Origin of the sequence: Bradyrhizobium sp. McL0616 (assembly GCF_049993385.1) — a bacterium.
Classification (GTDB): Bacteria; Pseudomonadota; Alphaproteobacteria; order Rhizobiales; family Xanthobacteraceae; genus Bradyrhizobium.
Map to the genome: position 1 here is coordinate 223,496 of NZ_CP188255.1, position 24,391 is coordinate 247,886.

Sequence of the window (24,391 nt, forward strand, 5' to 3'; positions counted from 1 at the left end):
GGCAAGCTTAAGTGCCTGCGGTGAAAAACGCGGCGAGCCGGGTGTTGATATTCTCGGCGATCTCGTTGGCGGCCCGATCCTCGGCGTCGCGCACCGCGCGGTTGCGAGCGAAGCGCTGATAGGAGCCGGGCATATCATAGGACACGCGTGAGAACGTGGTGCCGGTCATCACCGATTTGCCGGTCACAACCTCGATCAGATTGTACTGGCAGTCGATGCCATAGTTTTCGCTGTTCGGCAGGCCGGTATTGGGATCGACGATCAGGGACGACTTGCTGGAGTTGAAGCGGATCTCCAGGCGATGGGTCGGCGGCATGCCCGTGGCCGTGCCGTAAAGCTTGAAGGCGAGGGCGTTGCGGACTTCCACGCCGACCCGAGCCTCGCGGGAGGCGTTCGGCTTGTTGATCGGCGGGAGGTCCACCCCCATCAGCTTTTCGCGCAGGCCGGGGGTGCCGTCAGTATGCTCGGCATACATCGGCTGGAAGCAACCGGCCGTCAGCGCCGCCAATGCGGCGACCGCCAGCAAGCGGGCTGCGATGCGGAACCTAGCCGACAACATTCACGATCCTCTTGGGGACGATGATCACCTTGCGGACGGGCTTGCCGTCCAGGGCCAGTTTTACAGCATCGAGGGCCAAAGCGGCAGCCTCGATTTCCGGATTCTGGGCCGCTGTTGCAACCGTGACCTCGCCCCGCTTCTTGCCGTTGACCTGGACCACCAGGGTCACGCTGTCTTCAACCAGCAAATCACGTTCGATTTTGGGCCAATTGGCCTCGGAAACCAGCTCCTCATGGCCCAGCAGCTGCCAGCACTCCTCGGCCAGATGCGGCATCATCGGGGAGAACAGCTGGACCAGGATCTGGCTGGCCTCCCGGATCGCCCAAGCCAAATCTGGAGCCAGGTCGGGGGCGGGCTGACCGGGGCGCTGGAGCGCCTCCGAGAACGAATTGGCGAATTCCCGGATATGAGCGAGGCAGACGTTGAAGTGCAGGCGCTCGATGCCCGTGGTGACCTTGTCCAGCGCGCCATGGGCCGCCTTGCGCAAGGCGGTCGCATCCGCGCCGAATGAAGCCGGCCGCGCCGCCGGCGCGCCCCGGCCGAGTTCATTGCAAAGTTCCTGGGCGTCGTTCACCAGCCGCCACAGTCGCTGTACGAAGCGCGAGGCGCCCTGGACGCGCTCGTCGCTCCAGATCACGTCGCGGTCGGGCGGGGAATCGGACAGCATGAACCAGCGCGCGACGTCGGCGCCGTAGGTCTCGATGATGTCGTCGGGGTCGACGGTGTTCTTCTTCGACTTCGACATCTTCTCGATCGCGCCGATCTGGATGTCTTCGCCGGTCGTGAGCAGCGTCGCGCGGCGGCCATTGGCGCCGGTGTCGATCTTGACCTCGACCGGCTGCACATAGGTGCCGTCGCCCTTCTGATAGGTCTCGTGCACCACCATGCCCTGCGTGAACATGCCGGCGAACGGCTCGTCCATCGCGAGATGGCCGGTCGCCTTCATCGCGCGCACGAAGAAGCGGCTGTAGAGCAGATGCAGGATCGCGTGCTCGACGCCGCCGATATACTGGTCGACCGGCATCATCCGGTTGGCGACCGCGGGCGTGGTCGGCGCGTTCTCGTTCCAGGGATCGGTGAAGCGCGCAAAATACCAGGACGAATCCACGAAGGTGTCCATGGTGTCGGTTTCACGCTGAGCCTTGCCACCGCATTGCGGGCAGGTCACGTGCTTCCAGGTCGGATGATGGTCGAGCGCGTTGCCCGGCTTATCGAACGTGGCGTCGTCCGGCAGCGTCACCGGCAGGTCGGCATCCGGCACCGGCACGACGTCGCATTTGGGGCAGTGGATGACGGGAATCGGGCAGCCCCAATAGCGCTGCCGCGAAATGCCCCAGTCGCGCAGGCGGAAATTGACCTGGCGCTCGCCAACGGGCGCATTGCCGCGCAGCTCGTTTTCCAGGCGTTTTGCGACCTCTTCCTTGGCCTGCTCGATGGTCATGCCGTCGAGGAAGCGGGAGTTGATCATGCGGCCGTCACCGTCATAGGCGGTGTCGGTGATGACAAAGGTCTTCGGATCCTGACCCTCGGGACACACCACCGGCGTGACGCCGAGGCTGTATTTGTTGACGAAATCCAGGTCGCGCTGGTCATGGCCCGGGCAGCCGAAGATCGCGCCGGTGCCGTACTCCATCAGCACGAAGTTGGCGACATAGACCGGCAGCTTCCAGCTGGGATCGAACGGGTGGACCGCGCGAATGCCGGTGTCAAAACCCTGCTTCTCCGCGGTGTCGATGATCTCCTGCGCAGTGCCGATCTTCTTGATGTCGGCGATGAACTCCGCAAGCTTCGGGTTCTTCGCGGCCGCAGCTTGAGCCAGCGGATGATCCGACGAGATCGCCATGAACTTTGCGCCGAACAGGGTGTCGGGACGCGTCGTAAAGATCTTCAGCTCGCTCTCGCCGGCGGGCGTCGTCGCCTGATCCAGCGCGAAGCGAACCAGGAGCCCCTCGGAGCGGCCGATCCAGTTGCGCTGCATCAGCCGTACCTTGTCGGGCCAGCGGTCCAGCCCGTCGAGCGCGTCCAACAGCTCCTGCGAGTACTTCGTGATCTTGAAGACCCACTGGCTCATTTCCCGTTGTTCGACAACGGCGCCCGAGCGCCAGCCGCGGCCGTCGATCACCTGCTCGTTGGCGAGCACGGTCATGTCGACCGGATCCCAGTTGAGCTTGCGCTTCTCACGCTCGGCCAGCCCCGCGCGGAGCATGTCCAGGAACATCTTCTGCTGATGCTTGTAGTAGCTGGGGTCGCAGGTCGCGAATTCGCGCGACCAGTCCAGCGACAGCCCGATCGAGCGGAGCTGCTTCTTCATCGCCGCGATGTTGTCGTAGGTCCAGGCTTTCGGCGCGACCTTGCGCTCGATGGCGGCGTTCTCGGCCGGCAGGCCGAAGGCGTCCCAGCCCATCGGGTGCAGCACGTTGAACCCCTTGGCGCGCATGAAGCGGGCCAGCACGTCGCCGAGCGTGTAATTGCGGACATGGCCGATATGGATGCGCCCGGACGGATACGGGAACATCTCCAGCACATAGTATTTCGGCCGCGAATCGTCGTTCTTGGAGACGAAGATCGCCTGTTCATCCCATTGGCGTTGCCAACGCGGTTCGGCGTCGCGGGCGTTGTAGCGTTCGGAGGTCATGGAATCGTTGGGGTTTCGTGAGTTCGGGCCGTCTAAAGAGGCCGGACTAGGCCATAGAAGTCCTCAAGGGGTCAATGGGTTGCCGTAGGGGCGGGTCTGCGGGCCTCCGCATAACTACTGAGGCCGCTATTGGGGTGCGATTAAGGGGTCGATGCGAGGTTGCAGTCGGACAGGACCCCCAAAGACCGCGATGGACGACAGCTTCGACGATCCCGATTACGACTATGCCGCGTCCATCGCCGGACGGGCGATGCGGAGCATGGCCGAGCAGCGGATTCCGCCGACGCCGACCAATTTCGCCGTCTGGTTCCAATATTTCGCGGGCAGCCATGATGATTTGCGCAACGCCATCGATCTCCTGATCGATCACAACCGTCCCTTCGACAGCAGGACCAATCAGGACCTGTTCGAGACCTATGTCGCACCCCAGGTGAGCGCCGTCGTCGTCAACACGTCCGAGCGGCTGCATACGCTGATGGGCGCGGCGAAGGACTTTCTGGCGACCGCGATCGCCGACAACCATTCCCAGCTCCAGGTGATCAGCGACGTCGCCGACCAGGGCCAGGCCGGCGTCGATCCGAAGGCGCTGGTCGCGCAGCTCATGAACGAGCTGGCGCGCGCCGCGACCCGGGCAACCCGGCTGGAAGCGGGCTTTGCGGAACAGACCCGGGAGCTCGACGTGATCCGGGTTTCGCTGACCAAATCCGAACAGCGTGCCCGCACCGACACATTGACCGGGCTGGCGAACCGGCGGGCGCTGGATGAATTCCTGCGCAAGGCGCAGACGACCGCGGATTGGGGCGAGCCGCTCAGCGTGCTGATGCTCGACATCGACCACTTCAAGACCTTCAACGACAATTTCGGCCACGGCGTCGGCGACCAGGTGTTGCGGCTGATGGCCAAGGTGTTGCGCGAAAAGGTTCGCGTGGACGATCTGCCGGCCCGCTATGGCGGCGAGGAGCTGATGGCGGTGCTGCCGGATGCCGATCTCACGGCTTGCGCCGAGATCGCCGAGCGCATCAGGCAGGCGATCGCGGAGTGCACCATCACGCGCCGTTCGACCGGCGAAGTGTTGCCCAACATTACCGTGTCGATCGGCGTGGCGCAGTATCGGGCGGGTGAGACGATCGCCGATCTCGTCGAGCGCTGCGACCGCGCGCTCTATCTCGCCAAGGGCGGTGGCCGCAATCGCGTGGTGACGGAGAGTGAACTCGATCGCGCCTTGTCTGCGGGCTAGCGACTAGCCAGCCATCGCGATCTCGGTCGTGCTGCCTTCGATCCGCAAGATGCCGTGCTCGACGACATTGTTGCGGCCGCGGTGCTTTGCTGCGTAGAGCGCAGCGTCGGCGGCTTCGATCAGATCGCCCGGGCGCAAGGTCTCGTTCGGCCGCGTCGCGGCGACGCCGATCGAGACGGTGACGATCATGTGGGCGGACGTGATGTGCGGCAGGCAGAGCTTCAGTACAGCTGCGCGTACCAGCTCCCCGATCTCGACCGCGCGCATCACGTCGGTGTTCGGCAGCAGCAGGCAGAATTCCTCGCCGCCATAGCGCGCGGCAAAGCCCATCGTGTCGGCCGCGATGCCGGACAGCGATTCGCCGAGCCGGGTCAGGCAGGAATCGCCTTCGAGATGGCCGTAAGTGTCGTTGAAGAGCTTGAAATGATCGACGTCGATCATCAAGAGCGCAAGCTCGCTGCCATATTGCTGTGCGCGCATCCATTCGAAGTCGAGACGGCTCTGGAAGCCGCGCCGGTTGGCGAGGCCCGACAGCATGTCGATCGATGCCATCACCGTCAGCCGGTCGTTGCTCTCGATCAGCTCGCGTTCGCGCTGGCTGAGCTGGGCGGCCATCGCGTTGAACGCGCGCGCCAGCGGCACGAATTCGGACGGCAGGCGATTGCGCGCCGCGCGGGCCGACAGGTCGCCCTCGCCGAGACGCTTGGCCATGTCCGCGAGCATCTCGATCGGCTTGATCACGAGTTTCTCGGCGGCGATGAGCGCGCCGAGCAGCACGAATACGACGACGAAGGCCAACTGGAGATAGGCGGTGCGGATGTCGCGGCTGACCGCCGCGGACACCTTGTCCTCGTCGATGCTGGCGATCAGGCGGGCATTGGTGCCGGCGATGCGGGTGTAGCTGACCGCGCGGCGGGAACCGTCAGCCGCGAGGAAGGACAACGAGCCTTCGTCCTGGTCCGACCGCAAGGCCATGTCGGCGATCGCCGACATCAGCGGCATGTTGTCGAGCGGACGTCCGACCGCGCTATGCTGGTCGGCGGGCGCGGCCAGCACCGTGCCGGCGCTGTCGACCAGCACTGCGGTGATGCCGGCGCGGCCGCCGAGATTGTTCATGACCTTCGACATCCAGTCGAGATTGACGGTCGCAAGCACGACGGCATCGGCGACGCCGCTGAACGCGGAGACCGGATACACCGCCATGACGGTCGGCGATTGCACGGGCCGCGACAGGATGAAGTCGGATAGCACGAAGCGGCCGGTTTCCTGCGCCTGCTGGAAATACGGCCGGTCGCTGAGGTCGAGGCCGACATACATATTGTTGGTCGCGCACTGGATGCGGCCGTCCTGGCCGGCGATCAAGAGCGTGCGGATCCAGGGCAGGCTCGTCGGCAGGCTCGCGCGCAGCACGTCGCAGCTCTTGCTGACGCCGCCGGCGGAGGCGCGGATGAAGGCCTCGGATTTAAGGATGGTCTCGACCGACGAGATCACCTCGCGCTGTGCGTCGGCGCTGTGCTTAGCTACGGTGGTGAATTCAGCCGTGGCCTGCGCAATCTGCTTGGTACGGGTGTCTTCGAGCGAACGGATGCGCTCGAGCATCAAGGGCGCCACGAGAATCACCGCGAGCAACGCAAGCCGTGCCCTGATTCCAAGGACCTGCTTGAGTTTTACTCGTTTGCGGTTGAAACTGACGTTTACCATCTTCGCGACCCACCCCAATTGGCAAGGTAAAGCGAAGGGTTCAAAAACCCTTTCTTGAACTCGGTAAAATTGGAACTACCTCCGTTACTCTCGCGCGAGCCGATCGACGTCATGACAGAAGCCAACGCCGCGCCGGTAACCGGCCATTCACCAAACGCCCTCGCCGCGGTCGAAGCGGAAATTGCACGCGCCTGCAAGGATGGGCGCCGTGAACGGAGCGCGGTGACGCTGATTGCGGTGTCCAAGACTTTCGCGGCGGATGCAATTATCCCGGTAATCGGCGCCGGACAGCGCGTATTCGGCGAGAATCGCGTGCAGGAGGCCAAAGGCAAGTGGCCGGAGTTAACGTCTGTTTACCCGGATATCGCGCTGCATCTGATCGGGCCGCTGCAATCCAACAAGGCGAAAGAGGCGGTGGCGCTGTTCGATGCGATCCACTCGGTTGACCGTCCGAGCATTTGCCAGGCGTTAGCCAAAGAAATCGAATCCCAGAAAAAGCATCCGCAGCTCTTCGTCCAGATCAACACCGGCGAGGAGCCGCAGAAGGCTGGCATCGCGCCTGGCGAGGCAGATGCCTTCCTCGCGAGCTGCCGCGACAGCTATGGGCTGACGATCTCAGGGCTGATGTGCATCCCGCCGGTCGACGAGCCGCCGGCGGCGCATTTCGCACTGACCGCCAAGATCGCCGCGCGCAACGGCTTGACGAATCTCTCGATGGGCATGAGCGCTGATTATGCCACCGCCATCATGCTCGGCGCCACGCATGTGCGCGTGGGGAGTGCGATTTTCGGGCATCGGTAAGAGTCGTCAGCGAAGGCCAAACCCGGCAACGGCTCTCGAATTCGTCATTGCGAGCGCAGCGAAGCAATCCAGAATCTTTCCGCGGAGGGACTCTGGATTGCTTCGCTTCGCTCGCAATGACGGTGGTGTGCGAGGTGACTATTCGAACCTCACCGACACCTTCCCCAACACCCCAAAATCCACCGCGAAATGATCACCCGCCTCGATAGGTAGTGGCGGATGGCATGTGCCGGTGGTCACCACCTCCCCTGCCCGCAAGGTGATGCCGAGGCCGCTCAGCTCGTTGGCAAGCCAGGCCAGTGCGATGCGGGGATCGCCGAGCACGTTCTTGCCGTGGCCGGTGTAACGCTGGCCCCGCAGCGTGATCTGCGGCCGCTCCTCGACGAGGTCCATGGCGCGCCAGTTCGCAGGCGTTGCTGCGCCGAGCACGAACTGATGCGCGCAGGCACAGTCGGCGATGAGCTGCGCCTCGCCGGCGCTGGCGAAATCCGCAAAGCGCGAATCGGGAATCTCGATCGCGGGATGCAGGGTGTCGACGGCCGCTAACACCTCGTCGACGCTGTAAGGCGCCGGTCGCGGCGCCAGATCGCGGCCCATACGGAAGCAGAATTCCGGTTCGCCCACGCGCATCTCATTGCCCTTCATAGGCGCGATGCCGCCGTCAGCGATGACGGTGTCGCTGAGAATCCTGCCGGCCATCGGGCCTGCGACATTGATGTGCTTCTGTCCGGCCTCGCTTGTCGCCGCGATCTTCCAGCCGAACAATTTGCCCGAGGAATGCGTTTCCAGCGCGGCTTGCACCGCATAGCCCTCGGCGCGGCTCTGCGGCCGCAAGCCTGTCTCGATCGCCTCAAGCTTGCTGCCGTCACGCCAATGTTGAACGAGGACGCGCGATGCGGCGCCGATCTGATCCTTGTCGAGCATTTGCCCTCACCCGATGATAATTCTTGTTCTTGGTCCCAGGCGCCGCAGCAATTGCAGCATGGCAGATTTCGTCATCGACACGCAGCCCGCAGTCGGGCCGAAATTGTCGCGGGCCAGATGCAAAAACACGGCGCTGCCGCGGCCGGCGATGCGTGGCCTGGTGTTGTGATCGATCTCGATGATGAAATCATAGAGATGGTCGGCGCGCTTGAGCCGGTCGCCGCCCTGCTCGCTTCCGCGCCGGATCCACTGATTGTAGTGGCGATCGCCGGGATCTTCGCACCAGGCGTCCGCGCCGGTGATGGCCCGGGCCAGCAGCAATGTTTGCGGCCGGCTGTGGCGGTCGCCCCGCCACCACAATTGGCGCGGGCGGAAGCTGCCCCTGGGGGTGCCGCCATCGCCCTCGCGCTTGTTAGCCAAAATGCCGCCGCGCCCCAGCGCCACCGGGATCGTCAGCGGTCCGGCGGTCAGCCAACCCCGGCGCGGATTGCCTGCGGCAGGCTTAACGCGGATCGCGGAGAGCTGCCCGGAGCGTCGATTCTTGATGTAACCGATTGAATTAGCGTTGTTTTTCATATGAAAGCGCAATGTCGAATTCATTACAGGACATTCATCAAGCCGCCCTGCTATTCTGGGTTAGAGTAATTCCGGCTTGTGAATCGGTAACAGCCCACTACTTCAACACGAACAACAATAAGAATTGCGACCCAAAACTTCCCATTACGGTTGAGTGCGGCATGCATGCGCGCCGAGCCGGACCCCAAAAGGATGACCCTATGGCCAATGCCCGCAAGATCCTGATCGTGGATGACGATACCGATCTGCGCGACACGTTGGTGGAGCAATTATCGCTACACGAAGAATTTGAAGCCTCCGCCGTCGATACCGGTGCCAAGGGCGCGAGCGCCGCAAAGGCCAACGCCCCCGATCTCGTCCTGATGGATGTCGGCCTCCCCGACACCGACGGCCGCGAAGTGGTCCGCTCCCTGCGCAAGGGCGGCTTCAAGGCCCCGATCATCATGCTCACCGGGCATGACACCGATTCCGACACGATTTTGGGCCTGGAATCAGGCGCCAACGACTATGTCGCAAAGCCCTTCCGCTTTGCCGTGCTGCTGGCCCGCATCCGCGCCCAGCTGCGCCAGCACGAGGCCAGCGAGGACGCGGTGTTCTCGGTCGGGCCCTACAGCTTCCGTCCCGGCTCAAAGATGCTGACCGCTGCCAATGCGCGCAAGGTCCGCCTCACCGAGAAGGAAACGGCGATCCTCCGCTTCCTTTATCGGGCTGGCCAGATGCCGGTGTCGCGCGAGACCCTGCTCCAGGAGGTCTGGGGCTATAATTCCGGCGTCACCACCCACACGCTGGAAACCCACATCTACCGCCTCCGCCAGAAGATCGAGAAGGATGCCGCCAACCCGGAAATCCTGGTGACGGAAGCCGGTGGCTACAAGCTGGTGCCGTGATACGCTTCGGGGGCGTGCGAATCGTTCTAGATCGCGTGCCCTTGAGCCTCGGATCTGAATGTCAATCGACGACGACGTAGCGCTGCTCGAGCGTGTCCCGACACTGCGACTGTTGGGAGAGGCGTCGTTGCGCATGCTGGCGATCGGTTCCGAGCAGCGCGACTTCGTCCGTGGTGACGTCCTGTTCAATCTCGGTGACGATGCTGACGCCGGCTTCGTGGTCCAGCGCGGCGCCTTTCGCGTCGATGACGGCGCCGGCGCCGAGATGATCGCCGGCCCCGGCACGCTGATCGGCGAGCTTGCGCTGGTGGTGCCGATGAAGCGGCCGTCGGGCGCGATCGCGCTGGAGCATTCTTCCGTGATTCGCGTCGCGCGCAGCCTGTTTCAGCGCGTGCTCGAGAGCGATCCCGCCGCGGCGCTCCGCCTGCGCGACGAATTCGCGGTTCGCTCCAGCCAGATCGCCAGCGATATTCTGATTGCCGGTGCGAAGCTGAGCACCTGAGAGGTTGTCCTCTCCACAGGCGTCATCCTGGGTTCAACGCATACAGCGCGCTGCGGTCGTCCTGATAGCGGCGCCGTAGTCCCGGCAATTCCGCCAAGCGTGATGTATCGACGTCGAGCAACCAAACATAGTCGAAGCGGTCACGGGGAATTTGCGCGATCCTCTGCGCCAGCGCAGCGCTCAAATCGCCGTCGCATCCGCCCGGCAGCGCCTCGATGTATTGAGATGGATCTGCGTTGAAGTCGGTGCCGCGCGCACGCAGCGGCGTCAGAAGTTGCTGGCCACCCGATGCATCCCATTGCGAGTTGACGAAGGCGTCCCGCCGGACGATGGCGAGCGACCCAAGATGCGCCACACGCGGTGCCCGCCATTGCTCGCAGGACGGCGGCCGCGTCAGGACCGCGATGCTTGCGCCGCGCGGGACGTCATTCAGTGCCTGCAAATGTTGCGCGAAACTGGCGTCGTAGGCCGCAAACCCGACAGCCATGGCGACGATCCGAACAGCAAAAACGGCCAGCGCTACGCCAGCGACGACGGCGGAGCCGCGCCATGTTCGGTAGGTTGGCGCGACGGCAGTGAGGCCGACGATGAAGAAGATCGGCCATAGCCGGACATCGGCATACACCGCGCCGAACATCAGGCTTGGCATCAACAGGATCAGAATGAGGAAGGTCGCCGCGCCGACGAGCAGAGGTGGATTGAGGCGAACGTCACGGCTCCGTAGTCCAAGATAAAGCAAGCCAATGGCCAGCAGCAAAGTCAGCGTGTCCAAACCAATATTCTGATCGCGCAACGTCCACATCAATCCGAGGATCTTGGTGTTCAAATCGAAGAAATGCCCCGTCGAAGCGGCGCCGGTGCCTTGGCGCCAAACGATCATGAGCACAGCTGGAATCATGACAGGCCACATGCGGCGCAGGATGGCGAGCACCATGGAGGGCCAAGCCCTCGGCTCGCGGCTCCAGTTCCGGCAGAGTTCAAAGGCGCCGACGAGCACGACCAGAACGACCCAGCCATAGGCGTGAGCGAGCCAGACCAGGCAGGAGGCCGCCCCGAACAGCGCTGCGCGCACCACCGAACCGCTCTTTTGTGCCCCCTGATGTGCCCCTTGGACCCAGGATGCGAACACGTGAAGCGCCAGGGCACAGCCGAGCCAATAGTTCACGAAGCCAAGCTGGAACGGATAGGACATGGTGAACCAGACGCCCGCGATGGCGAAGGGCGTCAGCTGTCCGTGCATCGCCCGGCTGATCCGCGCGATTCCCCAGATCATGAGCGGAGGAAGCGCCACCGCTATCAGCCAGACGGCGCGTTCGAAACCGAATACGCGCGCCAGCGGAACGATGAGCAACTCGACACCGAGATTGCCAATCATTTGCCAGTGAAAATCCCAGTTTTGCTGGAGCGCCGGCGAGTCCGCCAGATGGAGTTGCACATGGTAGCGGCCGATATGCGCCAGGAAGTCGATCAGCGGCGGCGTATGCACGAACCAGAAAGGGAGCGTGCTGAGCAACATCAATCCCGGTAGGACGTAACGGGAATTCCACCATGCCCGATTTGGTGGTTCTCTGTGCTCCGACGGCGCGGGCGTACCCATCGTCTTCTCCGCAGGCTTAAACGTCCAGCGTCACCGTCACCGGAACGTGGTCCGACGGCCGTTCCCAGCTTCGCGCATCGCGCAAGATCTTGAAATCGCTGACGGCGTCTTTCAACGCGCGCGAGACCCAGATGTGGTCGAGCCTGCGGCCGCGGTCGCCGACGGTCCAGTCGGCAGACCGGTAGCTCCACCAGGTATAGACCTTTTCCGACATCGGGATGCGGTCGCGCGCGACGTCGACCCATTCGCCGGCACTCAGCGCGGCCTGCAGCTTCTCGGTTTCGATCGGCGTGTGCGAGACGATTTTCAGAAGCTGCTTGTGCGACCAGACGTCGTTCTCGTGCGGGGCCACGTTGAGATCGCCGACCAGGATGTGTCGGTCGTCCCCGCGCGGATGCAGCGGTTCGCAAGCTTTCATTTCGTCGAGGAAGCGAAGCTTGTGGTCGAATTTTTCGTTCAGCGCGGGATCGGGAATGTCGCCGCCGGCTGGCACGTAGAAATTATGCACCACCAGCGGCTTTGCGATTTGCGCCTTCTGTCCGAACGACACCGAGATGTGACGCGAATCCACCTTGTCGCAGAAGGTGCGGATGTCCTTTGACTCGAACGGAATCTTCGAGACGATGGCGACGCCGTGATAACCCTTCTGCCCGTTCAGCGCGACGTGCTCATAGCCGAGCCGCTTGAAACGCTTCAGCGGAAAGGCGTCGTCGATGCACTTGGTTTCCTGGAGGCACAGCACGTCCGGCCGCGCGCTCTTGAGAAACTTCGCGACGAGATCGATGCGCAGCCGCACCGAATTGATGTTCCAGGTTGTCAGGGAAAAACGCATGAGGGATGCGTCTTAGCATGGATTGGTGCGGGCGAAATGCTTGTCCACAGGCGTGGAATCGTAGGGTGGGTTAGCCGAAGGCGTAACCCACCAAGGTCTATCTTCGGGGAAGCAAAGGCGGTGGGCTACGCTGCGCTAACACACCCTACGCACCGTCAACCCGGCGCCGGGCCGTAATTGGTAAAATCGATTTTGAACATGGTCGGATCGAGCTTCTTGCTCGTGTCCAAATTATAGACCGCGAAGGTGGTGTCGTAGCCCTGTGGGTCGGTGACGGTCCATTGCTTCAACTGGCCGTCCTTGGCGCCGATCATCAGCAGCAGACGGCTGGTGCCGACCAGCGCCTGCTTCTCCTCGATGATGACGCTGATGAAGAGATCGTCCGAAGTGACACTGACGACGTTGGTGTCCTTCATCAGGTCGATGCGGTCCGACAGCAGGAAGCGGAGCGGCGTCTGCGATAGCGGATAGACGTCCTGTGTGGCGAGCTTGCGGTCGCGCACGACAACCGATGAGCCGTCGGCAATGATGTCGATCGGGCTCGGCGGATCATATTCGACGCGCATCTTGCCCGGCTTCTGGATGTAGAAATCGCCCTGCGTCTTGCTGCCGTCGGGGCCGACCTGGACGAAATTCCCGACCAAGGTCGACAGCGAGGACAGATAGGCGCTGACCCTGGCCGCCTGCGCCTTCTGGTTCGCATCGAAGGTCTGGAAGATGCTGCTCGGCACGTTGCGGCGCGGATCCGGAATGACCGGGTTGGGCGGCGCCTGCGTTGCGCCCGTAATCGACGGCCCCCCCGACGGCTGAGCATTGTCGCGGCTCTTCGGCGCGGGCTTCGGCACAGGCACGGTCTGCGCGAACGACACTGCGGTCACCATCGCGGCGGTGACGAGAAGCACGCCGGCCACGCGCGCGCTTCGCGCAGCGATGGAGGCAGCGAATCGAATGTCCGGATGTCTGATCAACGCGTCGTCCTGTATGGCTGGGCGTCGTTTTAGCGTGATTTCGGGCAAAAGCAGAGATCGTTTTTGCGTGAAAAGGTCATTTCGAGGCCACGTGCCTCACATATGGCTGTCTTCTTCCTCGACCAGGATCTCACGTTTGCCGGCGTGATTGGCGGGTCCGACGATGCCTTCCAGTTCCATACGCTCCATCAGCGATGCGGCGCGGTTATAACCGATTTGCAGGCGGCGCTGGATGTAGCTGGTGGAGGCCTTGCGGTCGCGTTTGACCACCGCGACGGCCTGCGAGAACAAATCGCCGCCGCCATCCGCGCCCATGGCGGAAGCGTCGAACACCGCGCCGTCCTCGCCCTCGGTGGGCTCTTCGGCCGTGACCGCCTCGAGATATTCCGGCTGTCCCTGCGTCTTCAGATGACGCACCACCTTCTCGACTTCCTCGTCCGAAGCAAAAGGTCCGTGCACGCGGCTGATGCGCCCGCCGCCGGCCATATAGAGCATGTCGCCCTGGCCGAGCAGCTGCTCGGCGCCCATCTCGCCGAGGATGGTGCGGCTGTCGATCTTGGAGGTTACCTGGAAGGCGATCCGGGTCGGGAAGTTCGCCTTGATGGTGCCGGTGATGACGTCGACCGACGGACGCTGCGTCGCGAGGATCACATGCAGCCCGGCGGCGCGCGCCATTTGCGCGAGGCGCTGCACCGCGCCTTCGATGTCCTTGCCGGCGACCATCATCAGGTCGGCCATTTCGTCGACGATGATGACGATGTAAGGCAGCGGGTCGAGCGAGAGCTTTTCTTCCTCGTAGATCGCCTTGCCGGTCTCCTTGTCGAAGCCGGTGTGCACCGTGCGCGTCGGCTCTTCGCCCTTGGCTTTCAATTCGAGCAGGCGTGTATTGTAGCCGTCGATGTTGCGCACACCGAGCTTGGCCATATTCTTGTAGCGCTCTTCCATCTCGCGCACGGCCCATTTCAGCGCGACCACCGCCTTCTTCGGATCGGTCACGACAGGCGTGAGCAGATGGGGAATGCCGTCATAGACGGAGAGTTCGAGCATCTTCGGATCGACCATGATCAAGCGACACTGATCCGGGCGCAGCCGATAGACCAGGCTGAGGATCATGGTGTTGATGGCGACCGACTTGCCGGAGCCGGTGGTGCCGGCGATCAGCATATGCGGCGTGCGGGCGAGATCAATGATGACGGGGTCGCCGCCGATGGTCTTGCCAAGGCAGAGCGGCAGTTTCGCAACCGAGTCGACAGTCTCCTTGGCGACCAGCAGCTCGCGCAAATAGACCTTTTCGCGATGAGCGTTTGGCAATTCGATGCCGATGGCATTGCGGCCGGGCACGACAGCGACGCGCGCCGACAGCGCACTCATCGAACGGGCGATGTCGTCGGCAAGTCCGATCACGCGGGATGATTTGATGCCCGGCGCGGGCTCCAGCTCGTACAGCGTGACCACGGGACCCGGATGGGCCTTCACGATGTCGCCGCGCACGCCGAAATCCTGAAGCACGCCTTCGAGTGCACGCGAATTGGCTTCCAGCTCAGCCTTGCTGAGCGGCTGGCGATCGCCTGCCTTGGGCGCGGCCAGCACGGACACCGACGGGAGCTCGAACTTGTCGGAGGATTTCTTGGAAGGAGCTTTCGGCGCGGCCTTCTTGCGCGGCGCGCGCGCGGCTGGCGCTTCCTCTTCCTCCTCGTCTTCCTCTTCTTCGTGCTCGTCCTCGTGGTCTTCGTCCTCGGATTGCGGCGAGATCGAAGGCGCGGCGCGGCCGCCGAGATTGGGCTCCTGCCGGTTGAAAGCAACCGGCTTGGCCTTCGGCCCGCTCGAGACGAGCGAGCGATAGGCGGTGCCGAGCAGCCAGGTCAGCCGCGCCTTGGTGCTCATCAATGCGTGGAACAGCCAGCCCAGCGACACCGAGCCGCGATCGCTGTCCTCGTCTTCGTCGAGCGGCGTATCGTCATCCTCGATTGCCGCGCGCTCTTCGTCATGCGCGCGCGCGCCGAGGCCGCAGGCGATGGGGAAGGTCGCGGCCAGCGCGACGAACAGGATGATTCCGAGCGCCATGCGATAGATCGTGCCGGCCGGCCCGAAGATCACCGCGGGCGCACGCACCAGCGCATCGCCGACCACGCCGCCGAGCCCGGTCGGCAGCGGCCAAGCGCCGCCATGCGGCCAGCAGCTGGCAAAGCCCGCCGCAATCACCGTGCAGAGAATCCAGGCGCCGAGCCGCAGCGCTTCGCGGTCGAACGGCCGGTGGGTCATCATGCGCCAGCCCCACACCGCGATCGTCAGGATCAGCATGATCGCGCCAAGCCCGAGGATCTGCATCGCGAGGTCGGCGCCGATCGCGCCGGCATAACCCAGAATGTTGCGGATCGGCCGCGAGGTGGCGTGGCTGAGGCTCGGATCCTGCACCGACCAGGTCATCAGCGCAGCGGATGCGACGCCGGACAGCGTGATCAGACTGAGGCCGGTGAGCTCGCGCACACGCCGGCTCAACGCCTCGCGGATCGAGGGCGGCAGATGGCCGACCAGGGGAATGACACGTTCGATCGCCGACATGCTCACGGGCCCCGCCTAACCCAGAGTCTCGACCAGGCGGTGCAATGCCGCCGCCGTGGTCTCACCATCCTGCACCAGCGCCAGGCGAATGTAGCCGGCACCGGGATTGAAGCCGTCGGGCTGGAGCCGCGCCAGATAAGAGCCGGGCACCACGCGCACGCCTGCTTCCTTGAAGAGTTTCAGACACACCGATACGTCGTCGCCGATCTCGGACGTGTTGAGCCAGACGCAGAAGCCGGCATCGGGCCGGCGATAGCCGTAGCGATTGCCGATGATCTGGTCGGCGAGATCGAACTTGATCCGGTACAGCCTGCGGTTCTCTTCGACATGCGCTTCGTCGCCATAGGCAACGGTCGCGACATGCTGGAGCGGAACCGGCACCTGGGGCGCCGCGATGTTGCGCAGCTCGAGGAACATTCCGATGAATTTCTTGTCGCCGGCGGCGAAGCCGACGCGCAAGCCCGGAAGGTTGGAGCGCTTCGACAGCGACTGGAACGCAACCACGCGGGTGAAGTCGGGGCCGGCGCATTCGAGCGCGCTGCCTGGTGCCTCGCGGGTGTAGATCTCGGAATAGCACTCGTCGCTGAGGATCACGAAGCCGTAGCGGTCGGCGAGCTGCTTCAACCGTCTGAAATAGTCCGGTGAAGCGACCGAGCCCTGCGGGTTGGCAGGCGAGGCCAGATAGAACGCCACAGTGCGCGCCAGCGTCGCTTCGTCGATGGCGTCGAGATCGGGCAGGAAGCCGTTTTCGACCGTGGTCGGCAGATAGACCGGTTCGCAGGCCGCGGCGCCAGCGCCGGCGCCATAGACAGGGTAGAACGGGTTCGGCATCAGGATGGCGGGCTTGCCGGGACGCGGGCCGACATAGCGCGCCGCCGCGATCGCGGCGAGGAACAGCCCCTCGCGGCTGCCGTTCAGCACGAGAATCTCGCTCTCGGGATCGAGCGGCCGCGGCAGCTTGAAGCGGGACGACAGCCAGGCGCTCGCTGCCTTGCGGAACGGGTCGGTACCCTTGTTCGCCGGGTAACGGCCGAAATCGGCGATGTGCTTGGCCAGCACCGGTCCGACGAAATCGGGCACCGGATGCTGGGGCTCTCCGACTGCCAACGAAATCAAGGACTTGCCGGGCTGATGCGGCGCCAATAGCTCATTCAGCCGGACGAAGGGCGAGCGTTCATTGTCGGAGCTTCCACCGACCTGCGGCGCGCGGGATGAAGCGGTCATAGCCATTCTGGGCGCCAGCACTCTTGGAACAGCCGGTCGCACCAAGGCGCCGGCGGGAAACGGTTCAGTTCACCATAGATAGGGCGAGGTTAAGACGCGATTAACCATCGGTCGGCCGGTCCGTCCAGGGTGGAATAATTAGGCCGGATAACAACGGGATGCGGGGCTTATTCGCGTCGTTACGGCACGATCGCGTCGTCGACGCGATCGCTGCCATGTGACCGTTGATCCGCTGGCGAGCGACGCCGCTAATGCGCTGGCAGCTTCTCAAATGTCGCCATGCCCGCGGGGATCGCGTGGAACTCCTGCTTGTCGCAGGTATAGATCGCCATCTGCGGATGGAACTGCTTGGGCTCGTCCAGCGTGCCCACCTTCACGATCGTCGCCGGCAGTCCCGGAACCTTCGTCACCAGATGGGTGCCGCATTCGGCGCAGAATTCCCGTGTGACGGCACGCGCCAGATCCTTGCGCGTGAACTGCTTGGGTTGTCCGGTGATGTAGGCGAAGCCCGCCGCCGGCATCGCGATGAAAGTATTGGGCGCGCCGCCCGAGATGTACTGGCACTCGCGGCAGTGACATTGGGCCTGCATCATCGGATCGCCCTCGGCCACGTAGCGCACTTCGCCGCAATAGCATCCGCCTTCCAAACGCATGACGACCTCCCGAATTGTTGTTCGTTGTGGTCGATATTTCTGCGCCGACTACCTGGAATGGCAATCTTTTTCTTCTGCCCTCGGAACAAAAAGAAAGGGGCTCCAACTTGCGCTGGAGCCCCTCAACGGTCGGGGCATTGCCGGGTATGTGCCCAAACCGTAGTTGTGAGCGCGATCCCCGAGGAGATCGCGCCCGGGAGAACACTTACATGTTGTAGGCGCGCTCGGTGTGCTCGGTGATGTCGAGGCCTTCACGCTCGGTCTCGACATTGGCGCGGAGGCCAACGATCACATCGACGACCTTGTAGAGGATCGCCGAACCGATGCCCGACCACACCAGCGTGGTGCAGACGGCCTCGATCTGGGAGATCATCTGCGCCGCGAAGTCGTAATCCGCAACCTTGGGCGGGATCGCGGTGTAGTCGATGATGCCCGCACCACCGAGAGCCGGATTGACCAGGATGCCGGTGCCGAGGGCGCCGACGATGCCGCCGATGCAGTGCACGCCGAACACGTCGAGGGAGTCATCGTAGCCAAGCGCGTTCTTCACGACGGTGCAGAAGAACAGGCAGACCACGCCGACCACGAGACCGAGGACGATCGCACCCATTACGCCGGAGAAGCCGGCGGCAGGCGTGACGGCCACGAGGCCGGCGACAGCGCCGGAGATGACGCCGAGCACCGACGGGTGACCCTTCACGATCCACTCCGCGAACATCCACGACAGCGCGGCGGCTGCGGTGGCGACGAAGGAGTTGGTCATGGCAAGGGCTGCGCCGCCATTGGCTTCGAGGTTGGAGCCGGCGTTGAAACCGAACCAGCCGACCCAGAGCAGCGAAGCGCCGATCATCGACATGGTCAGCGAGTGCGGAGCCATCAGCTCCTTGCCGTAGCCGACGCGCTTGCCGATCAGCAGAGCGCCGACGAGACCTGCAATGCCGGCGTTGATGTGCACCACGGTACCGCCTGCGAAGTCGATCGCGCCCTTCTTGAAGATCCAGCCCGCGTCGGCATTGATCTCGTCGAGCTTGGCCTGAGCCGCGGTCTTCGCCGCCGCATCACCCGCAGCAGCAAGAGCCTTGGCCGCATCCTGGATCGCGTCCGGGCCGGGCCAGTACCAGACCATGTGCGCGATCGGGAAGTAGATCAGCGTCACCCAGAGCGGGATGAACAGGGCGATCGCCGCGAACTTCATGCGCTCGGCAAAGGCGCCGACGATGAGGGCGGGCGTGATCGCCGCGAAGGTCATCTGGAAGCAAACATAGACCAGCTCCGAGATGTTGGCGTCGACGCTGAAGGTTGCAGCCTTCGAGTCGGTGGTGACCCCCATCATGAAGGCCTTGGAGAAGCCGCCGATGAAGTCGGAACCGCCGGTGAAGGCGAGGCTGTAGCCGTACACGGCCCAGATCACGGTGACGACGCAGACCGTGTAGAACACCTGCATCAGCACCGAGAGCATGTTCTTGGAACGGACGAGGCCGCCGTAGAACAGCGCGAGACCCGGAATCGTCATCAACAGCACGAGCACTGTCGATGTCAGCATCCAGGCGTTATCCCCCTTGTTGACCGTTGGCTCGGCATAGGCTGCGGTCGCAGCGAACAGGCCGACTGCGAGAGCCGCCAATCCCGCGCCATAGGGACGCTTAAACGTCATTTCATTTACTCCTGATTGAATTTTGGTTGAGCGCGAAATCAAAGGGCCGCGGCGTCGGCCTCGCCGGTGCGGATGCGAACCGCATGGTCGAGGTTGATGACGAAGATCTTGCCATCGCCGATCTGTCCGGTTTTCGCGGCGGACGTGATGGCCTCGATGGTCTTGTCGACCTGGTCGGAGGCGACGGCGACTTCGATCTTGATCTTGGGCAGGAAGCTCACGGCATATTCGGCGCCGCGATAGATTTCCGTGTGGCCTTTCTGACGACCATATCCCTTGACTTCCGTCACCGTGAGACCGTGAACGCCAATGGCGGTCAGGGCGTCACGGACTTCTTCCAGCTTGAATGGCTTGATAATCGCCATAACAATTTTCATGGGTCCTATCCCCGCTTGGGCCCGGTCCGGACGTGGCCGGGCGTTTCTCGACTGGTTCGCCACGAGGGAGAAAGTTCACTACGCGGGCACAGCCACACCCCCTAGAATCAAATGCCGTGCCAGATCGGGCGCGTTGGCTAACGGACTATGAAAGCGGGTGTTTTCGCGTTTGGCGGGTATCGCGCTGCAGTGCGCTAATACGTCGCGCTCAATACATGACCATATCTGATCAAAATGTAGGCACGACAGGCTGCCGTCACATTGTTGCTCATGTGTCGGGCAGCCAAAAGGTATCTAATTATAGGCAGAGCCCACGAAGTGCTTCGCCGTGCGGCGAAATATCGAACCCCCCGCGCTCGTGCTCACGGGATACGCGCAATCGGCCGACCAGCCAGAGCGGGACGAGGCTTGCCGGACGGTATCCGGCTGAGGGCCGCTGTCGGACGTTCAGGCGGCGTCACGCTCCGCAAAGACCCGGTCGATCAATCCCCATTCGACCCCTTGCTGTGCGGTCATGAAGTGGTCGCGGTCCAGGGTCCGTTCCACCGTCTCCTCGGGGCGCCCGCAATGCTGCGCATAGAGCCGAATGAGGCGCCGCTTGGTTTCCTGCATTTCATGGGCATGGATCAGGACGTCAGACGCCTGGCCTTGAAAGCCGCCGAGCGGTTGATGCACGTGAAGACTTGCATTGGGCAGGGCGGCGCGGTGACCGGGTTCGCCGGCCATCAGCAGGAACGAGCCCATGGAGCGCGCGGTGCCCATGCACAGCGTATGGACCGGCGCCTTGATGAACTGCATGGTGTCGTACATCGCGAGGCCACTGGTGACCACGCCGCCATAGGAATTGATGTAGAGATTGATCGGCTTGTTCGGATTCTCCGCCTCCAGGAACAGCAGTTGCGCGCAGACCAGTCCGGACATCGCATCATTGACCTCGCCGTTGAGGAAGATGATGCGCTCGCGCAAGAGCCGCGAATAGATGTCGAAGGATCGCTCGCCGCGGGTGGATTGTTCGACGACCATAGGGACGAGCTGAAGCATGTCGCGCATCGGCGACCTCCATTTCTGCAGGTGATGAAGTCTTTGTGGTGTTAGGCCGCCGCGCGCATCATGCAGCGATTGCTGTTGGCCGCCTGCGGCAGCGTTATGCGATCGTCGCAGGCTTGCTGGATGATGCGAAAGCGGGTGCCGCCGGCGTCGTTCGGTTCGATCCGGAAGATGACGTGGCTCTCGCGAAACGGTGGTTCGGAATCGCGAAGCCGGTAGCGCACCTCTTCGCCCGCGATCGATGATTCGGGCTCGGCCCCCGCAAGGTCGGCATCGGGCAGCCAGCGCTCGCGCAGGGCCGGAATGGTCACGGCGCGCCAGACCTTTGCCGGCGGGGCATCGAAATCATATTCGAGCACCAGGGACTCGTCGGGGCGATCAGGCTTCACTGCGTCGCTCATTGATCCAGGTCCTTATTGATCCATGTCCTTTAGGAGATCGGCGAGCGCTTCCATGCGCTTCGGCCAGTAGGCGCGGTAGCGCGCAAGCCACGCCCCGATGGCGACGATTCCGTCCGGGTCGACTTCGTAGTTCACAAAACGGCCCTGCCGCTGTTCGCGCACCAGGCCTGCCGCGCGCAGCACCGCGAGATGCTGCGACATCGCCGGTTGGCTGATCTCCAATCCGTCGCGCAAAGTGCTGGCATTCAGGCTGCCGCCAGCGAGCTTCTCAAAGACCTTTCGGCGCGTCGGGTCGGCAAGGGCCTTGAAGATGTCGGCTTCGATCATGGCGACACATAAGCAAATACTTATGTGTTGCGCAAGCCCTGCGTGAATTCAGGCCGCCGAGTGGCTATTGCGACCCGCCAGCAGCTTACTGAAGAGCCTCGCCGTGCTGCGAAATATCCAGCCCCTCGAGCTCGTGCTCGCGGGATACGCGCAAGGGGACGAACAAGCCGACCAGCTTGAGCAGGACATAGCTCACGCCCGCCGACCAGATGAAGGTGACCGCGACCCCGTAGAGCTGGATCAGCAGCTGCTGCGGATGGCCCTCGATCAGGCCGGCCGTGCCGCCGATCGCGCTGGTCGCGAACACGCCGGCGAGCAGGGTGCCGGTCAGGCCGCCGATGCCGTGGACACCGAACACGTCGAGCGAATCGTCATAGTTGAAGCGGTGCTTCAGCCAGGTGCAGGCCCAGTAGCAGATCACGCCGGCGGCGATGCCGATGACGATGGCGTGCCACGGCGCGACGAAGCCCGAGGCCGGCGTGATGGTGCCGAGGCCTGCCACCGCGCCTGAGATCATGCCGAGCACGGAGGGTTTGCGCCGCGTCGACCATTCGATTGCGCCCCAGGTCAGCGCGCCGGAGCAGGCGGCAAGATGGGTCGCGATGATCGCCATCACCGCGCGCGAATTGGCTGCGAGCGCCGAGCCGCCGTTGAAGCCGAACCAACCGACCCACAGCAGGCCCGTGCCCATCACGGCGAGCGAGAGATCGAACGGCGAGAGATTTTCGGTGCCGTAGCCATGACGGCGCCCCATCACTTTCGCCGCGACCAGCCCGCCAGTGCCGGCCGACAGATGCACGACGAGGCCGCCGGCGAAATCCAGCACGCCCATGCTGGCAAGGAAGCCGCCGCCCCACACCCAATGCGCCAGCGGAATGTAGACGAAGATGAACCAGGCGACGGAGAACAGGAGATAAGCGGAGAAACGCATGCGGTCGGCGACGGAGCCCGCGACCAGCGCCACCGTGATGATCGCGAACGTCATCTGGTACAGCATGAACAGCGATTCCGGGATCGTCTTCGCCGCCGGGTTGACGCTGTCCATGGTCATGCCGGCGAGAAACCAGCGGTCGAGCGAGCCGATCCAGGGACCGTCGCCGACGAAGCACAGCGAATAGCCGAACGCGACCCAGAGGATGGAGATCATCGTCACCGCGGCGAGGCTCTGTGCCATCGTCGCGAGCACGTTCTTCTTGCGCACCATGCCGGAATAGAACAGCGCCAGCCCCGGGATCGTCATCATCAGCACCAGCGCGGTGGCGACGATCATCCAGGCGGTGTCGGCGGTGTTGATGTCATTTGTCGCTGCATGCGCCGGCGCGGCCATGATCGACACACATCCGATCGGCGCAGCCATAGCAGCTGCCCGGCGCAACAATCCCGCCATGTCATTTCCCCCAGCATAGAAATTGCGTCGCACGCCATGGCGCCGTTGCCAGGTGCGATCGAAGAAGGCTATTTTTAGAGCGCGTCGCTGTCGGTTTCGCCGGTGCGGATGCGCAGCGCATGGTCGATCGGCGTGACGAAGATCTTGCCGTCGCCGATCTGACCGGTGCGCGCCGTGGCGGTGATCACGGCGACCGCCTTCTCGGCAACGTCGGTGGCGACCGCGATCTCGATTCGCAGCTTGGGCAGGAAGTTCACGACATATTCGGCGCCGCGATAGATCTCGGTGTGGCCTTTCTGACGGCCATAGCCCTTTACCTCGGTCACGGTCATGCCGTGGACGCCGATCGCCGTCAGCGCCTGACGGACCTCATCGAGCTTGAAGGGTTTGATGATCGCGACGACGAGTTTCATGGTCAGACCTATTCCCCGGGATGCGTCGCGCCGCATGTCCCCGGCGCTGCGTCAATCTGGCATCTTTCCGGGCAAATGGCATAAAAAACTTGCAGATTGAAGCGGAAAAACGTTGGGGCGTGTGAACGGCCGCCTCTGTACAGGGCAGACGTTCATCCTTCACAATGCATTTTTGGCATGGATGTGGTGAACCCGCGCCTGTCGAGCGGTACATAAGTATTTTGGGGGGGCGTTTCATGGCGAGTTGGTTCTACGCATCCGAGGGTAAGCAGCAGGGCCCCTATCCGGAAGGGCAATTCCGCGACCTCGTGGCCCAGGGTGTCGTGCGACCCGATACGCTGGTGTGGTCCGAAGGCATGGCCGGCTGGCAGAAGGCGGCCGAGATTCCGGGCCTCGTGGGCGTCGTCGGCGCGCCCCCGCTGATCCCGGCGGGCGGTCCGCCGATGACGGGCGGTGGTAGCTACGCCGGCGCTAGTAGCGCCGCGGGCGGCTCGCTGTCGGTTGATTTCGGCATCTGGGACTTCACCTGGCGCAGCATCGCGATGCTGATCGGCATGTGCCTCATCATCCCGGTGCCGTGGGTGTTCGTCTGGTACACGAAATGGATCGTGTCCTGCGTGAAGGTTCCGGGGCGGCCGAACCTCTCCTTCACCGGCAATGCGATGACGCTGGTGCCCTGGTTCTTCGGCTTCATCGTTCTGGCGATTGTCATTGCCTTCACCGGCGTCCAGTTGCTGAACAATTTGCTCTTCATCGCCCAAATCGTTCTCTATTGGCTCCTGCTGAAATGGATGGTCGCCAATCTCGCCTCCAACGGGCAGCCGCTCGGCCTCAGCTTCACCGGTTCGGTGTGGGCCTATGTCGGCTGGAACCTGCTGTTCGCGATCTCCATCATCACGATTGTCGGTTGGGCCTGGGTCGCCGCAGCCCAGATCCGCTGGATGTGCCGCAACATCCAGGGCACGCGACGCGAAATCATCTTCAGGGGTAGCGGTCTCGGGATTCTCTGGCGCGGAATCGTGGCTGCGATCCTGTCCGGCTTCCTCATCCCGATCCCGTGGGTGTATCGCTGGATCATGAACTGGTTCGCGTCGCAGACCGAGCTCGCGCCGCGCGGACCGCTCTAA

At 63.4% G+C, this 24,391-nt stretch carries 23 protein-coding genes; 5 read left to right on the plus strand and 18 right to left on the minus strand.

Annotated elements, in window-relative coordinates:
• Positions 1-7 precede the first annotated feature (7 nt).
• Together ACPPVR_RS01055 and leuS are read right to left on the minus strand one after the other, a co-directional pair.
• Positions 8-559, minus strand: coding sequence for an LPS assembly lipoprotein LptE (locus tag ACPPVR_RS01055; protein WP_426612461.1), 552 nt, complete (start codon positions 557-559; stop codon positions 8-10).
• The gene (leuS, locus tag ACPPVR_RS01060) at positions 546-3,194 is read right to left on the minus strand and encodes a leucine--tRNA ligase (protein ID WP_426612462.1); all 2,649 of its coding nucleotides are present in this window, start codon (positions 3,192-3,194) and stop codon (positions 546-548) included. Before leuS ends, ACPPVR_RS01055 begins: the two co-directional genes overlap by 14 nt.
• A gap of 190 nt (positions 3,195-3,384) precedes the next feature.
• Here leuS and ACPPVR_RS01065 point away from each other — a divergent pair, with 190 nt between their 5' ends.
• Complete coding sequence (locus ACPPVR_RS01065) at positions 3,385-4,431, plus strand: GGDEF domain-containing protein (protein WP_426612463.1); 1,047 nt, start codon at positions 3,385-3,387, stop codon at positions 4,429-4,431.
• A gap of 3 nt (positions 4,432-4,434) precedes the next feature.
• Here the strand turns inward: ACPPVR_RS01065 and ACPPVR_RS01070 are convergent, their stop codons facing one another.
• Positions 4,435-6,132, minus strand: coding sequence for a diguanylate cyclase domain-containing protein (locus ACPPVR_RS01070; protein ID WP_426612464.1), 1,698 nt, complete (start codon positions 6,130-6,132; stop codon positions 4,435-4,437).
• 111 nt (positions 6,133-6,243) lie between these two features.
• On the opposite strand from ACPPVR_RS01070, the gene ACPPVR_RS01075 reads away from it, so the two are divergent.
• A complete protein-coding gene (locus ACPPVR_RS01075; RefSeq protein WP_426612465.1) occupies positions 6,244-6,933 on the plus strand; it encodes a YggS family pyridoxal phosphate-dependent enzyme in 690 nt (229 codons plus the stop codon).
• A gap of 138 nt (positions 6,934-7,071) precedes the next feature.
• Here ACPPVR_RS01075 and ACPPVR_RS01080 read toward each other — a convergent pair whose 3' ends face one another.
• Together ACPPVR_RS01080 and ACPPVR_RS01085 are read right to left on the minus strand one after the other, a co-directional pair.
• Positions 7,072-7,857: a 2-keto-4-pentenoate hydratase gene (locus tag ACPPVR_RS01080; RefSeq protein WP_426612466.1), complete on the minus strand. Its 786-nt coding sequence runs from the start codon at positions 7,855-7,857 to the stop codon at positions 7,072-7,074.
• Positions 7,858-7,863: 6 nt separating this feature from the next.
• Complete coding sequence (locus ACPPVR_RS01085; protein WP_426612467.1) at positions 7,864-8,433, minus strand: L,D-transpeptidase family protein; 570 nt, start codon at positions 8,431-8,433, stop codon at positions 7,864-7,866.
• Between the two features lie 200 nt (positions 8,434-8,633).
• Here ACPPVR_RS01085 and ACPPVR_RS01090 point away from each other — a divergent pair, with 200 nt between their 5' ends.
• Positions 8,634-9,320 carry a response regulator transcription factor gene (locus ACPPVR_RS01090; RefSeq protein WP_007598630.1) on the plus strand — a complete coding sequence of 229 codons (687 nt, stop codon included), beginning with the start codon at positions 8,634-8,636 and terminating at the stop codon, positions 9,318-9,320.
• A gap of 58 nt (positions 9,321-9,378) precedes the next feature.
• A complete protein-coding gene (locus ACPPVR_RS01095) occupies positions 9,379-9,822 on the plus strand; it encodes a cyclic nucleotide-binding domain-containing protein (RefSeq protein ID WP_426612468.1) in 444 nt (147 codons plus the stop codon).
• A 22-nt stretch (positions 9,823-9,844) separates the two neighbouring features.
• On the opposite strand, the gene ACPPVR_RS01100 is transcribed toward ACPPVR_RS01095, so the two are convergent.
• The 13 genes from ACPPVR_RS01100 to ACPPVR_RS01160 all read right to left on the minus strand — a co-directional run bounded on the left by ACPPVR_RS01100 (position 9,845) and on the right by ACPPVR_RS01160 (position 23,264).
• Positions 9,845-11,419: a hypothetical protein gene (locus ACPPVR_RS01100; protein WP_426612469.1), complete on the minus strand. Its 1,575-nt coding sequence runs from the start codon at positions 11,417-11,419 to the stop codon at positions 9,845-9,847.
• A gap of 16 nt (positions 11,420-11,435) precedes the next feature.
• Positions 11,436-12,251, minus strand: coding sequence for an exodeoxyribonuclease III (gene xth / locus ACPPVR_RS01105; protein WP_426612470.1), 816 nt, complete (start codon positions 12,249-12,251; stop codon positions 11,436-11,438).
• 155 nt (positions 12,252-12,406) lie between these two features.
• Positions 12,407-13,162 carry an outer-membrane lipoprotein carrier protein LolA gene (locus tag ACPPVR_RS01110; RefSeq protein ID WP_426612471.1) on the minus strand — a complete coding sequence of 252 codons (756 nt, stop codon included), beginning with the start codon at positions 13,160-13,162 and terminating at the stop codon, positions 12,407-12,409.
• A 153-nt stretch (positions 13,163-13,315) separates the two neighbouring features.
• A complete protein-coding gene (locus ACPPVR_RS01115) occupies positions 13,316-15,787 on the minus strand; it encodes a DNA translocase FtsK (RefSeq protein WP_426612472.1) in 2,472 nt (823 codons plus the stop codon).
• 9 nt (positions 15,788-15,796) lie between these two features.
• Complete coding sequence (locus ACPPVR_RS01120) at positions 15,797-17,011, minus strand: aminotransferase class I/II-fold pyridoxal phosphate-dependent enzyme (protein WP_426612473.1); 1,215 nt, start codon at positions 17,009-17,011, stop codon at positions 15,797-15,799.
• Between the two features lie 242 nt (positions 17,012-17,253).
• Positions 17,254-17,658: a GFA family protein gene (locus ACPPVR_RS01125; protein ID WP_426612474.1), complete on the minus strand. Its 405-nt coding sequence runs from the start codon at positions 17,656-17,658 to the stop codon at positions 17,254-17,256.
• 205 nt (positions 17,659-17,863) lie between these two features.
• Positions 17,864-19,312, minus strand: coding sequence for an ammonium transporter (locus ACPPVR_RS01130; RefSeq protein WP_271607652.1), 1,449 nt, complete (start codon positions 19,310-19,312; stop codon positions 17,864-17,866).
• 38 nt (positions 19,313-19,350) lie between these two features.
• Positions 19,351-19,689 (minus strand): P-II family nitrogen regulator, encoded by a 339-nt coding sequence (locus tag ACPPVR_RS01135; RefSeq protein WP_213735856.1) that lies wholly within the window; start codon positions 19,687-19,689, stop codon positions 19,351-19,353.
• Positions 19,690-20,136: 447 nt separating this feature from the next.
• A complete protein-coding gene (locus ACPPVR_RS01140) occupies positions 20,137-20,739 on the minus strand; it encodes an ATP-dependent Clp protease proteolytic subunit (RefSeq protein WP_426612475.1) in 603 nt (200 codons plus the stop codon).
• 41 nt (positions 20,740-20,780) lie between these two features.
• Complete coding sequence (locus ACPPVR_RS01145) at positions 20,781-21,137, minus strand: SRPBCC family protein (protein WP_426612476.1); 357 nt, start codon at positions 21,135-21,137, stop codon at positions 20,781-20,783.
• 12 nt (positions 21,138-21,149) lie between these two features.
• Positions 21,150-21,464: an ArsR/SmtB family transcription factor gene (locus ACPPVR_RS01150; protein WP_045004589.1), complete on the minus strand. Its 315-nt coding sequence runs from the start codon at positions 21,462-21,464 to the stop codon at positions 21,150-21,152.
• Positions 21,465-21,549: 85 nt separating this feature from the next.
• Positions 21,550-22,851: an ammonium transporter gene (locus ACPPVR_RS01155; protein WP_426612477.1), complete on the minus strand. Its 1,302-nt coding sequence runs from the start codon at positions 22,849-22,851 to the stop codon at positions 21,550-21,552.
• A 74-nt stretch (positions 22,852-22,925) separates the two neighbouring features.
• Entirely contained in the window at positions 22,926-23,264 is a 339-nt protein-coding gene (locus ACPPVR_RS01160) for a P-II family nitrogen regulator (RefSeq protein ID WP_426612478.1), read from the minus strand.
• Positions 23,265-23,500: 236 nt separating this feature from the next.
• On the opposite strand from ACPPVR_RS01160, the gene ACPPVR_RS01165 reads away from it, so the two are divergent.
• Complete coding sequence (locus ACPPVR_RS01165) at positions 23,501-24,391, plus strand: DUF4339 domain-containing protein (RefSeq protein WP_426612479.1); 891 nt, start codon at positions 23,501-23,503, stop codon at positions 24,389-24,391.